Genomic DNA, 18154 nt, shown 5'->3' with positions numbered 1-18154 from the left:
CTCTTAGTTTGCTAATTTTTGTTCTTCCTCTAGTCTTATTAAAGCCTGGCGGTATTCTTCTGGTAACACTTTCGTGAAATTGCCTATTTCCACATCCCAATTTTCTAGGAAACGTTGTGCTAGTGGAGATTGTGTGGCATTATAATGGTTTTCGACCAATTGTCTAAGTTCCTCACGATCTTGTGTTTCTTCTACTTTTAAGAAGTTTAAGCCCTCTGAGTTTGCTTTTCGCGAAAGCGAACTATCAACATCATACACATATGCAATTCCACCACTCATTCCAGCTCCGAAGTTTCTTCCCACAGCTCCTAAAATCACTGCTACTCCTCCTGTCATATACTCACAACCATGATCACCTATACCTTCTACAACAGCTCTAGCTCCCGAGTTACGTACACAAAAACGCTCTCCAGCCTTTCCATTGATGTAAGCCTCTCCAGCAGTGGCACCGTAAAATGCTACGTTTCCAATAATGACATTATCCTCAGGAATTATGGTTGCCTCTACAGGTACTTTTACAATCACTTTTGCTCCAGAAAGTCCTTTGCCTATATAGTCATTTGTATTTCCAGTAACCGAAAGTGTTAGTCCATGCGTTGCAAATGCTGCAAAACTCTGCCCAGCCGAACCTTCAAAGTTGATTTTTAATGTATTTTCTGGCAGCCCATTAACTCCATAAATTTTTGAGATCTCATTACTTAAAATGGCTCCTACTGCTCTGTCTTCATTTGTAATCTTAAGATCAAGCGTGGTTTTCTCTTTTCTGAATAATGCAGGGTGCGCCTGAGATATAATTTTGAAATCTAATGCTTTTTCTAAATCGTGATCTTGCTTCTCTGTATTTCGTAAGGACTGTCCTTCTTTAACAGCAATCTTGTGTAATATAGGAGACAAGTCTAGACCTAATGCTTTATACTGATCTATAGCGGTGTTTCGCTCTAGTTTTTGCACTTGCCCAACCATTTCATCTACGGTCTTGAAGCCAAGCTTTGCCATAATCTCACGAAGCTCTTGCGCCACGAAATACATGAAGTTAACTACATGTTCTGGCTTTCCTTTGAAACGCTTACGTAACTCTGGGTTTTGCGTAGCAATTCCCACAGGACAAGTATTTAAGTGACATACACGCATCATAATACATCCAGAAGCCACTAGCGGTGCAGTTGCAAAACCAAACTCCTCTGCTCCTAAAAGACATGCAATTGCTACGTCTCTACCGGTTTTAAGTTGGCCATCACATTCTAATCTCACACGACCACGCAAATCATTCATAACGAGTGTTTGCTGCGCTTCGGCTAGTCCTAACTCCCACGGAAGCCCTGTATGTTTTAATGAAGTAAGCGGCGTTGCACCAGTTCCTCCATCATGCCCAGAGATCAAGATTACATCTGCCTTAGCTTTTGCAACACCAGCGGCTACAGTACCTACACCTACTTCTGATACTAATTTTACATTAATACGTGCCTCTCTATTTGCAGATTTAAGGTCATAAATAAGCTGTGATAAATCTTCAATAGAGTAAATATCATGGTGCGGTGGTGGAGAAATCAATCCTACATAAGGAGTAGAATTACGTGTTTTTGCAATTTCTGGATTGACTTTAGGCCCAGGCAACTGCCCTCCTTCACCAGGCTTAGCTCCTTGTGCCATTTTAATTTGAATCTCTGCAGCATTTGTAAGGTAATTTGAAGTTACCCCAAATCGCCCAGAAGCTACTTGCTTGATTGCACTGTTTTTCCAATCACCATTAACATCTTTATAAAAACGCTCTTGGTTTTCTCCTCCTTCGCCAGAATTTGATTTACCATCTATACGATTCATCGCTACAGCTAGTGTCTCGTGCGCCTCTTTACTAATAGATCCATAAGACATTGCTCCCGTTTTAAAACGCTTTACAATATCCGTCCAAGGCTCTACTTCGTCAATATCTATAGGATCATAGTTTGTAAATTCAAACAAGCCTCTAATAGTCATTAGTTGTTTAGCTTGATTATTTACACGATCTGCATATTCCTTATAAATTACTGGCTTATTGCTTCGTACAGATTCTTGAAGTTTTGCAATCGTAAGCGGATTAAATAAATGCGCTTCACCATCTCTTCTCCATCTATACTCACCACCTATTTCTAGAGGCAAGTCCGCAGCAATTTCTTTCTTATCGTAAGCAGCTGTATGACGCTTACTTATTTCTCCTTCTAATTGGTGTAATCCAACACCCTCAATTCTAGTCACCGTGCGAGGAAAGTATTTTGAAACTACTTTTTTACTAATACCTATACATTCAAATAGCTGCGAACTACGATATGAATTAAGTGTAGAAATTCCAATCTTGTTCATCACCTTAAGCACACCCTTACCTACAGCTTTATTAAAGTTTTGAATAGCCTCCTCTACATCTACACTAGCAAGCTCAAGATCTTCAGGATGATTTTCTATTATCTCATTTACCATATAAGGATTAATCGCACTCGCACCATAACCAAACAATAATGCAAAATGATGCACCTCTCTAGGCTCTGCAGATTCAATAATTAAACTTAATTGAGATCTCTTCTTATGAGTTGCTAGTCCGTTGTTTACATAAGAGCAGGCAAGCAATGCTGGTATAGGCGCCTCTGTAATTGACGTATTTCGATCTGATAGAATAACAATATTTGCTCCCTCATCAAGCTGCTTACTTACATTTTGCAACAGTTTTTCTAGCGCTTCTTCAAGACCGTTATGACCTCTCTCTACCTGATATAACATCGGCACAGAAACCACTTTGAAGTTTTTATCATCTAGACTTTTAATCTTATCTAAATCTTGTTTTGATATAACTGGGTTTTGGATTTTAAGTTTTCTACAATGCTCGGGATTTATGTCAAAAATATTATAATCGGCTCCCAGGGTTAGAGAAATATCTGTAATCAACTCTTCTCTAATACCATCTAGTGGTGGGTTTGTAACCTGAGCAAATAATTGTTTGAAGTAGTTATAAATGAGTTGCGGTCTTTCTGAAAGCGCAGCAATAGGAGCATCATTACCCATAGAACCTATAGGCTCCTTAGCATTTGCAGCCATGGGTAATATGATGGTATTTATATCTTCTTGTGTGTACCCAAAGGTGATTAAACGATCCTTAAGCGGTGCTTCATTTAAAAATAGCGGACACTCATTATAAGGAATATTCCTTAAGTGAATTAAATTTTCATCAAGCCATTCTTGATAAGGGTTACGCGTAGCAATCTCCTCTTTTATTTCCTCATCGTTAATGATACGACCTTGCGCCATATCTACTAGAAACATCTTACCAGGTTCTAAACGACCGTGAAACTGTACATTGCTAGGCTCAATATCTACTACACCAATTTCTGAAGCCATAATCACGTAGCCATCCTTTGTAACAGAATAACGCGATGGACGCAATCCATTACGATCAAGTACCGCTCCTATATAATTACCATCTGTAAATGGAATAGATGCAGGACCATCCCAAGGCTCCATTAGGCAGGAGTTAAATTCATAAAAAGCACGTTTTGCAGGAGACATTTCCTTATTTTTCTCCCATGCTTCTGGCACGAGCATCATCATTACCTCTGGAAGTGAGCGACCTGTCATTAATAACAGCTCCACCACCATATCCATAGAAGCACTATCAGATTTGCCTGGTATCACCACTGGAAGAACAGCTTTAATATCCTCTCCAAAGAGCGGACTCTCCATAAGTTCTTCTCTGGAATACATACGAGTTACATTGCCTCGCAACGTATTAATCTCTCCATTATGGCACATGTATCTAAAAGGCTGCGCAAGATCCCATGTAGGGAATGTATTTGTTGAAAAACGCTGATGCACAAGTGCCAGGCGCGTCACAACCCTAGGATCCATCAAGTCCTTATAATAAACCTTAATGTCTTGAGGCATTAATAGCCCCTTATAAATTATTGTTTTGGTTGAAAAACTAGGTACATAAAAGAATGAACTTTCAGATAGCTTAGAATCATATATAGTGTGTTCTGCAATTTTACGTGCAGTAAATAATTTTAAGTTGAATGCAAATTCTGGAGTGTGTTTTTGTTGCGCTTTCGCGAAAGCGGGATTTTTATCACCACCGTCATATGAAACAAAGATTTGCTTTACAAAGGGCTCAGAAACCTGAGCAATCTCACCTAAGATAGATTTATCTACCGGCACATCTCTCCATCCTATAATATGTATGCCCTGATCTGTAAGACTCTTTTCAAACACCGAAATACAGTAATCTCGTTGATTTTGTTTAAGAGGGAGAAACACATTACTCACAGCATAACTTCCTTCTTGTGGCAACTCAAAATCACAGCTAGCTTGAAAATAATCATGAGGAATATCTATAAGTATTCCTGCACCATCTCCCGTTCTTCCATCTGCACTTACTGCTCCTCGATGCTCTAGTTTTTCAAGAATTTCTAGTGCTTTGTGGATAATGTCGTTTGACTTTATTCCTTTTAAACTACAAATGAATCCTGCTCCACAAGCATCGTGTTCAAATTCTCTTAAATATAATCCCTGATCCTTAAGCATTGTCTACATTTTTATGGTGAAACCATTATTACTTATTCACAAGATAATCCTACTTATCTAAGGGTCAAAAATCACATCTCATTATTACGATTAATGAAATATAGATACTTAATATTTCACAAAAGTTCATTATTAGGTATGTTATTTTATCATATTCTGACTCTTAAATTATCTTAAAAACTACGAAAACGTTATAGCTATTTTAATAAATACTGTTAAAATCAATAATATCCTCAACAATAACGCTTAATTACTACAAAAAGCGCAACAACCTCAAAACACATATCTCAATAAAATCACAAATTATTTATCACACCCCTAATTTTAAAGGGGTCATTTTAAAAAAATCATAAAAATTTACAAAACACCTACCTATTTCACACCCTTAACTAAATTTTAAGATACATTTGAGACCTAATCAACAAAATATTACACTCTTATGAAGTTCATTATTACGTTCTTAGTGCTGGCCATTACCACCACTTCCTTATTTGCTCAAGAAGAATCAACAAAGAAAAAATTTAGTGTAGAGGGAAGCGTCGATACTTACTTTAGACAAAATCTTTCTGGACCAAATGGTGAGGATGCTATCGCACCAAACACCTCTTTTGCAAATCGCAATGGCTTTGCAATAGGTATGGCAAATGTGATAGGCTCTTTTGAAAGTGAAAATGGAAAAGTAGGTGCAGTCGCAGATTTAGTTTTTGGCCCTAGAGGTGAAGAAGCTGTTTTCCTATCTGGACCTTCTTCAAACATTGTAAACCAACTATACGTTTACTGGAATGTTTCGGAAAAAGTAAAACTTACTTTAGGAAATTTCAATACGTTCTTAGGTTATGAAGTAATCTCTCCCACTCTTAACTTCAACTACTCTACGTCTTATATGTTTTCATATGGACCATTTTCTCATACAGGTATAAAAGCAGATTTTACACTATCTGAAGATTGGAGCGCAATGCTTGGTGTACTCAACCAGACAGATGCAACAGAATTTAATTTTGACAACGATTACACACTAGGCGCTCAGCTAGGTTATAAAACCACTTACCTTAACTTTCTATATGGAAAACAAGGAGGAAGCACAGAAAGTACGCTCCAAGTAGATCTTACTACTGGTCACGATCTATCAGATGACTTTTACCTAGGTCTCAACGCTACATACAATGATACAGACGGAGCTTCATTTTATGGAGTAGCTCTATACCCACAGTACAAAACATCAGAATCTTTTACACTAGGACTGAGAGGAGAATACTTTGCAGAAGCTGAAGGTGGTGCTGGAGCCATAGGAGGTTATGATGATGAAGGAGATGCATCTGTACTTGCACTTACTCTTACTGGAAGTTATACCGTAGGTGACCTTACCATCAAACCAGAATTTCGTTTAGACAGTGCTAGTGAAGACACCTTCCTTGATACTGACCTTGAGCCTAACAGCTCATTATCTTCATTTCTAATCGCAGGCATATATAAATTTTAAATAACCTAAAACATGAAAAAAATAGAAGCAATCATACGTAAATCCAAATTTTCGGCAGTAAAAAAAGCACTGCATGATGTGGGTGTAAACTTCTTCTCCTATTGGGATGTTACTGGACTTGGTAACGAAAAAAAAGGTTCTGTTTACCGCGGCGTGAGCTATAGCACCAGCGACATACAACGACGCTATTTAAGCATCGTAGTAAATAATGAATTTGAAGAAATTACAATCAAAACAATTATCGAGTCTGCTCGTACTGGCGATGTAGGTGACGGTAAAATCTTTGTCTCAGACATAAGCGAGTGCTATCGCATACGCACCGGAGAGAAAGGAAATCAAACACTCAAGTAGTCTAAAAACTTATAATAATATAGCATTAACAACTTATGGAAATTTTAACTGTAAATAACGTATGGATGATGATCTGTACTGGTCTTGTCTTCTTCATGCACCTTGGCTTTTCATTTTTAGAAATAGGTCTTACTCGTCAAAAAAACACCATCAACATTCTCTTTAAGAATATTTTTATCATCACAGTAGGTCTTCTACTTTATTGCTTAGTAGGCTTTAATCTTATGTATCCCGGAGAGTTTAATGGGTTTTTAGGCTTTGCAGGTTTTGGACTAGATGCACCTCTTAACGCAGAAGGTGTTCTTGATCTTACATATAACGAAGGCTACACCTACTGGACAGACTTCCTTTTTCAAGGGATGTTTGCAGCAACAGCAGCAACCATTGTATCTGGTGCCGTAGCAGAGCGTATTAAAATAGGTCCTTTTATGGTCTTTGTATTACTTTATGTAGGATTTGTATACCCTATCGCTGGTTCTTGGAAATGGGGAGGTGGATTTTTACAAACACTAGAAACACCTTTTTATGATTTTGCTGGATCTACACTTGTTCACTCTGTAGGAGGATGGGCCGCACTCGTTGCCGTATTCTTACTGGGATCACGTATAGGGAAGTTTGATGAAAATGGTAAACCACAAGCCATCCCTGGACATAATGTACCACTCGCAACGGCAGGTGTACTTATCTTATGGTTAGGTTGGTTTGGCTTTAATGGAGGTTCTGTACTATCTGCAGATCCTGCGCTTACTTCACTTACACTTGTTACAACCTCACTTGCAGCAGCAGCTGGAGGAGTGTTTGCTTTTCTTGTATCTACCTTAATGTATAAAAACTATGACCTCACCATGTTTTTAAATGGTATACTAGGAGGTCTTGTAGGTATTACCGCGGGAGCAGATGTAATGAGCCCTACAGATGCGATTGCCATAGGCGCTATTGCAGGAGCTATCATTGTGTTTGGTGTTGCTCTTGTTGACAAATTAAGGCTAGACGATCCTGTAGGAGCTATTGCAGTACACTTAATTTGTGGTATCTGGGGAACACTTGCAGTGGGTATTTTTGGAAGCTTAGCTAGTGGAGCTCAATTTGTGAGCCAGCTTATAGGTGTAGGATGTTATGCTGCTTTCTGTATTATCACTTCATTTATTATACTGTTTGTTCTTAAGAAGACAGTTGGCATTAGAGTTTCAGAAACTGAAGAAATTGAGGGGCTTGACCCTCACGAACACGGAATGAGTGCTTATCCAGATTTCCGTCTAAACGAGCATTAATATTGAGATTTGTGCTATGTGTATGTAAGCCTCGACCATTTTTGGTCGGGGTTTACTGTTTTTAGGGTTTTTGGTTTTGCTTTCGCGAAAGCGTGATAAATTTAATTACCTTAGAGTAATGAACGAAGCACCCACTACAGTTACAAATATCCTGATGGTATGTCTAGGAAACATATGTAGATCCCCACTTGCCGAAGGTATTTTAAGATCTAAACTAGATGCAACCCATTTTAATATAGACTCCGTAAGCACAGGAGATTGGCACGTTGGTAATCCGCCAGACCCTAGGAGTGTAAAAGTAGGATTATCTCACGGTGTGGATATCTCAGGACTTAGAGGGAGACAGTTATCTCAAAGTGATTTTAATGATTTTGATCATATTTATGTGATGGATCAAAACAATCTGGAAGATGTGCTAGCCAAAGCAACTACTGACGAGCAACGCCGTAAAGTGGTAATGATTCTTGATGTGGTTTTTCATGGAGAAAAAGTAGATGTTCCAGACCCATATCATGGAAGTGCAGAAGACTTTGAGAGAGTGTATGAAATGCTAGATACAGCCTGTGACCAGATTGCAAAAGAACTAGCGTAATTTATTACATCATACATCTCATTAGAAATTATAGACATTGCAAAAGTAATTATTGCCCATATCCCGCGATGTAATTATATTGCAACCTATACCATAACCCCAACCTATAAACTACGTCCTATGAGTTCATTTACTGCAACTGGAAAATTATATTTGATACCCACTACTCTAGGTGACACAAGCGCACTAGAAGTAATGCCTATCTCAGTAAAAAAGGTGGTAGAATTTATAGATACGTACATCGTAGAAAACGAAAAAACGGCACGTCGCTCCATAAAAGCAATATGCCCTAGTAAATCACAGCCCTCACTTAAACTCTTTCCTTTAAATAAATACACAGATATTGCTGAGCTGCCATCGTATTTAGAGCCATGTTTACAAGGGGAATCTGTAGGGTTACTATCTGAGGCTGGAGTTCCAGGTGTCGCAGATCCCGGAGCAGAAGTTGTAAAAATTGCACATCAAAAAGGTATCCAAGTTGTGCCACTTGTAGGTCCATCATCTATACTTATGGCAATGATGAGTAGCGGTATGAATGGTCAAAATTTTGCTTTTAATGGATATCTACCTATTGACGCACAACAGCGTAAGCAAGAGTTAAAACGATTAGAACGATTATCTTCTGAGCAGGGACAGACGCAATTATTCATTGAAACTCCATATCGCAATAACAAGATGCTAGAAGACATTTGTAATACTGTTCATCCTGACACACAAGTTTGTGTTGCTTGTGATATCACGCTTCCTACAGAATATATAGTGACAAAGAGTGCTTCTTTCTGGAAAAAAAATGCACCAGATCTACACAAAAGACCTGCAATTTTCATAATTCACAAGTCGTACTAACTTAGCGTCTTAAATTAGCTGGCCTAGGATACTTTTGTTGGATTTTTTTGATCATAGGTTCTAGACCATTTACTTTTATTTCCATCATTTCTTGAAGTAGTCTTCCCAGCTTACCCTCTGGAAAACCTTGCTGCCTAAACCATACAAAATATGATTCTGGCAGATCTACTAAGTACCAGCCTTTGTATTTACCAAAAGGCATTCTATAATAAGCCATCTCTATAAGGTGATCTTGTGCTTCTTTATGTATATCTGCCATGCATGTTATTTTTTAACCACCGTTTTACCCTCAATCGTTATTGCCGAACCTTCTATCAAATATATAGAAGTAGGCTCCTGCGCTTGTAGGAAGCTAAATTTAGCACCATACATCGCCTCAAAGTCAATATCAAACGTTGCTTTCTTTATAGGATGATGATTCCATCGCGGGTGCGTCACCTCGTACTCATTAGTTTTAAACTTAGAAGGACTGGCGTATCCCCAGTAATGTTCTGATATGAACTCCATCTCGCTATTCTTCTCAATAGGTTGCGAAGCTACAGCAGCCTCTATACTAATAGACTGCCAGGTGCCATCCTTTTTCCATCCATATGAGATCTTGCGATGTTCACTTGTAATCTCCCACTCATGTCGCATTGGTAAGGTTTCATAGCTCTCATTATAAAGTGCATTTGCAACAAAAGAAATTGCAGGCTTAGGAACTACTTCTTTTATAAACACTGCTCCACGTTTCCAAATACCACCATCTTTCCTACGCACGTAAAAACGGAGATTCACCTCTTCAAAATTTACGTGAAACGGAATTTTAATACCCTTAATACATGTATCCATAAACATAAAGGCAATGACACTCACGTAACATTTACCTTCATAAAAATCTAACTCTGTTCCATAAGGGACATAGGGCTCTAAAAGAGTTGGATCTACCTCATAATTTATAAATACAAGCTGGCGCCATGCTGCGGTAAGGAAGCTCATAGAATTATAGTGTGATTGTAATTATATAAAGTACTGCTAGTCTCACCTAGACTGTAAAGTAGGATCGTTTACTGCTGATACACTTTTATACCATCTACATACGTAGCAGCGACTTTTAAGTTAGGAATCTTATCCTCTTCTACCGTCATGATATCTTCATCCATGATGATAAAATCTGCAAACTTTCCAGTTTCAATACTTCCTTTCTCGTCTTCTTCAAAATTTGAATAGGCAGCCCAGATTGTCATTCCTTTTAAAGTTTCTTCTCTAGTAAGTGCATTCTCCATTTGATATCCACCTTCTGGATATTGCTTTAAATCTTTACGAGCAACAGATGCATAAAATGTATAAAACGGACTTACCTGTTCTACAGGAAAATCTGTTCCTAGGATTACAATACCTGACTGATTTAATAAGTCTTTGTATGCATATGCTCCTTTAATACGCTCTGCTCCTACTCTATCTTCTGCCCAATACATATCGCTAGTAGCGTGTGTAGGCTGTACAGAAGGTAAAATCTTCTCACTAAAAACATCAAAATCTTCTCTTGATACTATTTGTGCATGTTCTACTTTCCATCTTGGATCTGTTTTAGAAGCTAGCACTTTTTCATAAGCTCTTAGTACGACTACGTTTGCACTATCACCTATGGCATGTGTATTCATTTGGAAATCTGCTGCGGCGATACGCTTTGCAAGATCATTCATCTCTTCAGATGGTGTGATCATCGCTCCAAAATGTCCATCCTTATCACTATAAGCCTCACGCATTGTCGCTCCACGAGAACCAAGAGCTCCATCACCATAAACCTTAATAGAACGTACATTAAGACGATCTGTTTTTACTTTTCCTGTAGTTAGGTAGTGATCTAGATTTTCTTCATTATTAGATAACATTGCATATACTCTCATTTGCAAACTTCCATCTTGCTGAAGGCTATCTATAAGTTCTACAATGTTTTTATTAAGACCTGCATCATTTACTGTAGTAAGACCGTAAGAAAAACAAAGCTCCTGTGCTTCTAGTAACACTTGAGCACTTTCGGCAGTGCTAGGTTGTGGTAATACCGCGTCAACTAATGTTTGCGGTGTGTCGATAAGAACACCAGTAACTTTACCATCTACAAGTATTACTTCTCCTCCACTTACCTTTGTAGAAGCGTCAATACTGGCAAGATCTAACGCTTTTTGATTTACTAAATATGCGTGACCATCCACACGTTCTAAAACAACAGGAACATCTGGAAATAAAACGTCTAACTTATCTTTTGTAGGAAACTCTTTTACAGCCCAATCGTTCTGATCCCATCCTCTTCCTCTCAACACAGTTGCATCAGGATTTGCCTTTGCAAAGGCAGACACTTTTGCAATTACTTCATCATAACTTTCAGTACCAACGAGATCTGCTATTTGGAGGTTTTGACCGAGTCCATAAAAGTGACAGTGACCATCTATAAGTCCTGGCAACACAGTTTTTCCTGTAGCATCTATTGTTTCAGCAGCTTCATACTTTTCGGTAATGTCGTTAGATGTGCCTACTGCTATAAATTTTCCATCTTTGATAGCAAAAGATTCCGCTTTCGCGAAAGCGTTATCTACCGTATACACATTTGCATTTGTGACAATAAGGTCTACAGATTGCTTAGTCTCGCAAGAGAATAATAAAGGAAGAATTGCTAAAGAATATAGAATTTTACGCATCGTTGGTTTTTTGTTTAAAAATACAAAAGACTCCTAGTACGTTGATAGTTTTTATCTAAGATTATGAACCTCAAGATTAACTTTTGCATCCTGTGGTGACCTATAATTGGGATGGAGATCAATCTCTAAATCATATGTAATGTGATACAGCTCCAGAACTGCGTCTATTCTATCTTTTTTGAGCTTTGCTTCGCGAAGCTTTAATACGTGATAACTATATATCTTAACGCTATCTGATAAAAACTTATAAGCGAAAATAAAAATGAAGAAAGGTAATCCATACAATTTAAAAATTATATAATATCCAGGGGATTTCATAGATTCAAGTATCGTATACATGTAGTATAGGAAATAAACTCCAACACCTATTAAGAACAAACCTAATAGACCAAAGACAAATACACTTTTAAACTTTGATTTCCTTTCAATTTTAGCATACTCAAAAAGAATATTAACCTCCCTTAGCCTGTTTTTGAATTTTGTAGAAAATAGCTTTTTTGAGCACGTACGATTAAAGTCTGGTTTGCGTTTTGTGAGATTACAAATTGAACCCTCACGTAAATTTTTACGCTGGTGATTACAAAGTTCGCAGTGCCAATTGTTTTTCAATAGTGTCTAATATCTTAAATAACTGCTACTATCTTAATAACAGAGGAGCCTAAAGATATACATTATAGAAAAAACCACCCTGACTCTGTACCACATTTACAACATTTGAAAACTGTACGTCTGAGTAGTCATTTATATTGCAGCATTCTCCTTCCTTATATTCCACATCAAAAGATAAGTCTGTTTCAAAACCATCAGGAACTGTTAAACGCAACATTACATTAGAGCGACTTTCAGAAAAGGCATTGAGTACCACTTGGGCAATCTGAGAATCATCAGATATACCCGTGACAAAAGGGAAATCTGCGTCGTTAGATACATCGGTAATCGTTAGTTCATCAAAAGAATATGTGTCGTTAAAGAATACATCTTCTCCTGTTTCGGCATCTAAAAATTGTATTATAATATTGCCTGATGCACAAGATACAGCACTGCAGTCTGCTAGTGCACTATCTGCATCGCTACTGCAAGAACTGAACATAAACATAATAATGAAAGCTAGTACACCTATAAATTTCTTCATAACCTTAAGGGTTTATATGTAAGATGCAATCTTTACAGAAAGGTTGCTTTTAAAAGTCAAATTTATAAGTAGCTCCCACCATTCCTTGTAGACCTTGAACTTCATAATTGAGCCATTTCTCGTAATTACTGTCTAGAATGTTATTTACACGAGCAAATGCAGACAAGCGATTATTAAAGCGATAGCCCACATGAGCATTTGCATCAAAATAGCTATCTAGGGTTTCCACTGTATTTGTAATCAAAAGATCTGCAGGGTCGTTACTAGATACTAAATCACTGCGTTCTCCCATGAAGAATAAGTTTACTCCGGCAAACCATTTTTCTGTAATCTGGTAATCTGCAAAAACAGATGCCTGTAAGTCTGGAAGGTTCCAAGCTTCTTGCTGGCTATCTGTGTTATAAGTATAATATTGACCGTTTACTTTCATTTTAAAGTTTGCATTCACATCAAAATTGAGCTCTGCAAATACTCCTACCGTATTAATATCGTCATAAGCAATTGAGAAAGAGTTTCCGTTTGCATATCCGTTTGCACCAAAGCCATTACCACTTTGAGAGTATGGATTGTGAATGAATAAAGCCTTATCACTCTCTGCCGTATAACTTGCACGTAGGTTGTAACTCAAAGCTTCAGATAATTTACCTTTCATTCCTAAATACCCGTCATACTGCTTATCTGTTGGCTTGATAGTAAGTGTAGGTGATATAAAAGGATTTTCTTGAGCAAAATCATGGTAATTATTTTGTTGTAATCCACCTTCAAGACCTGCATACGCAATAAAATAATCTCCAGCCACTCGGTAAGATGCTGTAATTTTTGGATACACAAAAAAGTCTGTTTCACTTGCCTCAGTATCTATCGACACCATTGCCTCTACTCCTAAAGTCACTTCAAGGTCATCTCTTAAAATTACAAGACTTGGATTAATCCCCGCATTAAGAAAGCTATAGTTGATTTCTGTATCTACGGTATCAAATGCGTTGTCAAAAGAACCGCTTACATAATCTGCTGTTACTTTTGTTGTAATAAGCTCTCCCGCAATAGGAAACTCAAATGTAGGAGCAACTAATGCTCTAAGTTCGCCGCTATCTTGATCATCACCAAAGTATCTCAACGTAGCATTTGCTTTCTTAAAGAAAGAATCTTGCAAACTCACACTACCATTTAATCCTGCTGTGAGAAAAGAATGAGACACGTCAAAATCTTCATTAAATAAAGGCGTATTACCTGCTCCGTTAATTGTCTTAAGTTCCTCAGGAATTCCATACCAGTTATATACTTGGTGTTTTGCATCAAGATCTGCTCTCCATGTCATATCACGCTCACGCGCTCCGTAACTTAAATTAAGTCTGCTATCATAAAAATAATCGTCAACTACAGTACCGTCTATTCCGCCCTGAGAAGAATTATGGTTTAAAAAGACACCAAAATCCTCTGTACGGCTTATTTGAAAATTACTATAAAGCTCTGCTAAAACAGATGTATAGCTACCAAAACCAATAGTTGCATAGTTATCATACAACTTTTCTTTTTTAGTTTTCTTTACTACGGCAGCTTTGCCTTTGGCTGGAGTAAACGTACTCGCTACAGGCACAGAAAAGATGCTATAAGTCACTTTCTTTTTTGCTGTAGTGATAGAGTCATTAAGCGCAGGAGTCGCTTTTACTTTAAAAGCATCACTTATGGTAGGAGTATACGCTTTTACAACGTTTACCACTTCTGTACCTATGGTAGACTCTTCTTCTTGTGCAGTAACTACTTGAACAAAAAGCATTGCAAATGCAACAAGTCCTAAGTTATATAATGTATTGAATGAACGATTCATATAATGTATTGTCTTAATTCGTTAGACGTTTGTCTTATTTATAAAGCAAGTGATTTGTTGATATATTAATCAACAACTACCCTTTTTCTACAGAGGCATTCGTTTTTCCTTCTGCTTGTTTAATAATTGCTAGTTCGCCACGTGCTTTTTCTACAGTTTCTGGATAATCTGCAAAATTTGTAATCACACTTTCTAAAATGTAGGTCGCTTGATATGCATCTCCTAGTGCATAAAAGTTCTTTGCCATAAGCACAAGACCTTTTGCTCCATACTCTTTAAAACCACTGTAATCTTTAGCAAGTTTTTGCACTGCTACATTAGATGCTTCAAAGTTTTGCGCCTCATTTTTAAAATAAGCATCATAATATAAAGCCTCTGCTGCTAGTGCTCCTGTAGCAATTTTCTGAACCTCAGCATACGCCATTTTAGCTCTTGCTTTATCACCTGTTTTTATAGAAGAGCGAGCAATTATTATTTGCGCATCACTTTTTACTGCATTATCAATTTTTGCATTTCCAAGCACCTTTTCAGCATATCTCACTGCCTTTGTCAAGTCTTCACTTTCATAAAAAGATTTCATCAGGTTAGACTGAGCAAAAACAATATTCTGCGGGAAGTCTGCTTCTGTTTCTAATCGTTTTAACACCGGAATTGCAGCTGTGTAATTTTTATCTGTAAGATATACTTGCCCTAGACGTGCAAGTGCTTGCTCCGTAAATTCACTACGCTCCTTTGCAATAACAAATTGGTAATGTGGAATTGTTTTTTTGTATTCCGCTTTCGCGAAAGCGAGCTGCCCTAAATAAAAATGAGCTTGTAATGCATGCTGCCCATTAGGATAGTCACTCAAGTATGACTCAAAAAGTCGTTCTGCTTGACCTACATTATTCTCCACATATTGCTTCTCTGCCGAAGCGTATGCAGCATCATCAAGCTCTGCATCCTCCACATCGATAAAATCTAGTGTACTCACCCATTGACCATATTCATCAACACGACCCAGATCTATATAAATAAGTTTTGCTGTAGTCACTGCTTGCAATGCCTCCGGAGTCCCAGGATAATCACCAGCTACTTTGCGTAAAAGTGCGAGTGCCTCATCGGACTTGTTTTTATTATCAAGTATCAACGCTTTTTTAAGCATTGCTTTTGACACATAAGAGCTACCAGGTAAATCTCTTACTAGTTTATCATAAGCAGTAATTGCTTGATCATTTTTGTTTTGAGATACATAGATGTTACCTAATTCATAAAGCGCATCATCGCGATAAGTAGAATTTGGAAACTTGGTCGAAAAAGTTTGAAGTCCGCTTATTTTGTCCTCATCCTTTTTTATAAAACCATAACTCATCGATTTTTGAAAAGTTGCATAATCTTGATCTGTCATATTAAGCGCTATAGACTTATTGTAGGCTTCAAGTGCAGGCCAGTACTTACTACTTATAAAACGGCTATCACCTAAACGTAAATACGCATCATTAAGCTTAGTTTGATCTTGCACATTACTTGCAGTATACGACTCAAAAACGGTCGCTGCTTGTTCATACTGCTTATCCGAAAAATATGCATATGCAAGGTTATAATTGATGTCTTGATATTCTGGAGTACTTGCAGCGTTACTATTATTTAAAAACTGCTTGTAGCCTATAATTGCTTCTTTAAAATCATTTGCAACATAATCACTCTCTGCTTTCCAGTAAGTCGCACGTGTCACATATAAAGGATCGCGTGGTTCATTAAGAGATTTTTTAAATGCAGCAGCAGCCTCTGGATAATTACCTTCATTATAAAGATCAAGCCCATAAAGAAACGCTACTTTTTGATAAGCTACCTTATTATCAAAATTATTATTGCTTTCTAGCAAGCGCATTGCCTCTTTGTAATTTTTTGAGGTGATGTAAGAATCTATTAGTAATGCTTCTAGTTCTGTCTTAGCTGGAGATTTTGGATATGTATCTATATAATCTGTAATCACAGCAGGTGTAGACTTGTATGCATTACCTATTTCATAGCTCAACTTTGCATAATTAAGACCACTATCTTCTTTAATTTGTGCATTAAAGTCCATTTCACTTGCATTTTTAAATGCATTGAGTGCTTCTTGCTTTTTATCTAATTTTAGGTAAGATTCTGCTAGGTGGTAATATCCATTTTGTGCTACACTATTGTTACCATCAATTATTTTATTAAACTCATTAATCGCATTTGCATAATCTCCTTGCTTATAATAAGTATATCCCAGCTGGTAATAATCTGTATTATTCCACTTACCGCGCTTTCCTTTGTAGGCTTGTAAATATGGTAATGCCTCTGCATACTTCTTTTGGTTAAAATAGCTTTCACCTATAATTTTATTAAGCTCAGACTTTTCTGTTGGGTTTGCGCTGGCTAGTTGTGACTTTCCCTCTGAAATTGCTTCATCAAATTTTCCTAACTTAAAATTAAGGTCTGCTTTAAAGTATGCAAGATCCTCATTATATGCTCCTCCTGTCTCTGCTTCTACTTCTTCAAAAAGCTCATTTGCTTCCTCATAATCGTCACCCTCATAAGCCATGAAGCCAATGTAATATTTAGCCTGCGCTCCATATTTTTTTGAATCACGTACGCGGTTTAAATATTTCTTCGCCTCGTCAAAACGATTACTTTTAAAGTAAGCATAGCCATTATTAAAGTAAAAAGTCTCCTTCTCTCCTGCCGTAAGAGTGCTTTCATCTACGCGATCATACCATTTACGAGCATAAGCAAATTTGCCATTATCAAAGTAATACTGAGCTACATCTAGAAATGCGCTGTTGCGCTTTGTACTTGTAGGGTATTCTGTCACAAAAGTAGTCATGAGATCATCTGCCCCTTGCTGATTGAGGCGCACTGCCGCATTTGCGATGTAATACGCACAATCACCTTTTACCGTAGTGTCATCTGTATCTCCCTTTACTTCTTCAAAAAGAGTTTGCGATGCTAGATATTGCTTGCTATTATATAAGGAGAGCGCCTTATTAAATTGTACAAGATCATTCGTATATATTGCCGATTGTTGCGCTACAGCAATAGTTGAATATAAAAATAATGCAACAAGTACGTACTTGATTTTATGCATAGTTAAGAGTTGTTTTATGAGTTCTGATCATTATCAGGAATAGACTAAAAAATGTAAAATAAGAATGCTTTCGCGAAAGCTAAACACGCTATTTACATCGCTTCAAAGTTAAGTTTCTTCCCTAAGCATAACGTCAGAAATCTTTGTTAATTATATAGAGTTGTGAAAAGGATTTTAACAGTCTAAAACAGTACTTTAAAAACTTAAAAAAATAAAATTGAATACCCTGCCCTTAAGGAAATTATGACCTCACATCAGATTTACATACATCTCTAATTAAATTTGAAATTCTATTGTAGCTAACAATGCAGAACATTCATTCATACCTTTGTAATGC

12 protein-coding genes are annotated in these 18154 nt (G+C 37.3%); 5 read left to right on the top strand and 7 right to left on the bottom strand.

The features are described 5' to 3' along the window. Positions 1–3 precede the first annotated feature (3 nt). Positions 4–4542, bottom strand: coding sequence for a glutamate synthase large subunit (gene gltB / locus JM84_RS08265; RefSeq protein WP_144783682.1), 4539 nt, complete (start codon positions 4540–4542; stop codon positions 4–6). 439 nt (positions 4543–4981) lie between these two features. On the opposite strand from gltB, the gene JM84_RS08260 reads away from it, so the two are divergent. From JM84_RS08260 to JM84_RS08240, 5 genes are all read left to right on the top strand, one after another. Beyond that, complete coding sequence (locus JM84_RS08260; protein ID WP_013749504.1) at positions 4982–6022, top strand: porin; 1041 nt, start codon at positions 4982–4984, stop codon at positions 6020–6022. A gap of 12 nt (positions 6023–6034) precedes the next feature. Next, positions 6035–6373: a P-II family nitrogen regulator gene (locus tag JM84_RS08255; RefSeq protein ID WP_013749505.1), complete on the top strand. Its 339-nt coding sequence runs from the start codon at positions 6035–6037 to the stop codon at positions 6371–6373. 35 nt (positions 6374–6408) lie between these two features. Then, positions 6409–7644: an ammonium transporter gene (locus JM84_RS08250; RefSeq protein ID WP_144783680.1), complete on the top strand. Its 1236-nt coding sequence runs from the start codon at positions 6409–6411 to the stop codon at positions 7642–7644. A 118-nt stretch (positions 7645–7762) separates the two neighbouring features. Then, positions 7763–8236, top strand: a complete 474-nt coding sequence (locus JM84_RS08245; protein WP_144783678.1) for a low molecular weight protein-tyrosine-phosphatase — start codon at positions 7763–7765, stop codon at positions 8234–8236. A gap of 120 nt (positions 8237–8356) precedes the next feature. Next, entirely contained in the window at positions 8357–9082 is a 726-nt protein-coding gene (locus JM84_RS08240; RefSeq protein WP_144783676.1) for an SAM-dependent methyltransferase, read from the top strand. A 1-nt stretch (position 9083) separates the two neighbouring features. Here JM84_RS08240 and JM84_RS08235 read toward each other — a convergent pair whose 3' ends face one another. From JM84_RS08235 to JM84_RS08210, 6 genes are all read right to left on the bottom strand, one after another. Beyond that, positions 9084–9341: a DUF3820 family protein gene (locus JM84_RS08235; protein ID WP_013749509.1), complete on the bottom strand. Its 258-nt coding sequence runs from the start codon at positions 9339–9341 to the stop codon at positions 9084–9086. A 5-nt stretch (positions 9342–9346) separates the two neighbouring features. Further along, the gene (locus JM84_RS08230) at positions 9347–10060 is read right to left on the bottom strand and encodes a YqjF family protein (RefSeq protein WP_144783674.1); all 714 of its coding nucleotides are present in this window, start codon (positions 10058–10060) and stop codon (positions 9347–9349) included. Positions 10061–10128: 68 nt separating this feature from the next. Beyond that, the gene (locus JM84_RS08225; protein WP_144783673.1) at positions 10129–11760 is read right to left on the bottom strand and encodes an amidohydrolase; all 1632 of its coding nucleotides are present in this window, start codon (positions 11758–11760) and stop codon (positions 10129–10131) included. A gap of 658 nt (positions 11761–12418) precedes the next feature. Beyond that, the gene (locus tag JM84_RS08220; protein WP_144783671.1) at positions 12419–12892 is read right to left on the bottom strand and encodes a hypothetical protein; all 474 of its coding nucleotides are present in this window, start codon (positions 12890–12892) and stop codon (positions 12419–12421) included. A 49-nt stretch (positions 12893–12941) separates the two neighbouring features. After that, positions 12942–14720, bottom strand: a complete 1779-nt coding sequence (locus JM84_RS08215) for a TonB-dependent receptor (protein WP_144783669.1) — start codon at positions 14718–14720, stop codon at positions 12942–12944. A 76-nt stretch (positions 14721–14796) separates the two neighbouring features. Continuing rightward, positions 14797–17817 carry a tetratricopeptide repeat protein gene (locus JM84_RS08210; protein ID WP_144783667.1) on the bottom strand — a complete coding sequence of 1007 codons (3021 nt, stop codon included), beginning with the start codon at positions 17815–17817 and terminating at the stop codon, positions 14797–14799. Between the last annotated feature and the right edge of the window lie 337 nt (positions 17818–18154).

Origin of the sequence: Dokdonia sp. Hel_I_63, from assembly GCF_007827285.1 — a bacterium.
Taxonomy (GTDB): domain Bacteria; phylum Bacteroidota; class Bacteroidia; order Flavobacteriales; family Flavobacteriaceae; genus Dokdonia.
Note: the sequence above shows the minus strand (reverse complement) of the source record. Positions and strands in the feature narration are given on the sequence as shown.

Bases quoted from the DNA above. Each gene is read 5' to 3' on its own strand.
- gltB (WP_144783682.1), bottom strand. From the start codon at position 4,542: ATGCTTAAGGATCAGGGATTATATTTAAGAGAATTTGAACACGATGCT.
- JM84_RS08260 (WP_013749504.1), top strand. From the start codon at position 4,982: ATGAAGTTCATTATTACGTTCTTAGTGCTGGCCATTACCACCACTTCC.
- JM84_RS08255 (WP_013749505.1), top strand. From the start codon at position 6,035: ATGAAAAAAATAGAAGCAATCATACGTAAATCCAAATTTTCGGCAGTA.
- JM84_RS08250 (WP_144783680.1), top strand. From the start codon at position 6,409: ATGGAAATTTTAACTGTAAATAACGTATGGATGATGATCTGTACTGGT.
- JM84_RS08245 (WP_144783678.1), top strand. From the start codon at position 7,763: ATGAACGAAGCACCCACTACAGTTACAAATATCCTGATGGTATGTCTA.
- JM84_RS08240 (WP_144783676.1), top strand. From the start codon at position 8,357: ATGAGTTCATTTACTGCAACTGGAAAATTATATTTGATACCCACTACT.
- JM84_RS08235 (WP_013749509.1), bottom strand. From the start codon at position 9,341: ATGGCAGATATACATAAAGAAGCACAAGATCACCTTATAGAGATGGCT.
- JM84_RS08230 (WP_144783674.1), bottom strand. From the start codon at position 10,060: ATGAGCTTCCTTACCGCAGCATGGCGCCAGCTTGTATTTATAAATTAT.
- JM84_RS08225 (WP_144783673.1), bottom strand. From the start codon at position 11,760: ATGCGTAAAATTCTATATTCTTTAGCAATTCTTCCTTTATTATTCTCT.
- JM84_RS08220 (WP_144783671.1), bottom strand. From the start codon at position 12,892: ATGAAGAAATTTATAGGTGTACTAGCTTTCATTATTATGTTTATGTTC.
- JM84_RS08215 (WP_144783669.1), bottom strand. From the start codon at position 14,720: ATGAATCGTTCATTCAATACATTATATAACTTAGGACTTGTTGCATTT.
- JM84_RS08210 (WP_144783667.1), bottom strand. From the start codon at position 17,817: ATGCATAAAATCAAGTACGTACTTGTTGCATTATTTTTATATTCAACT.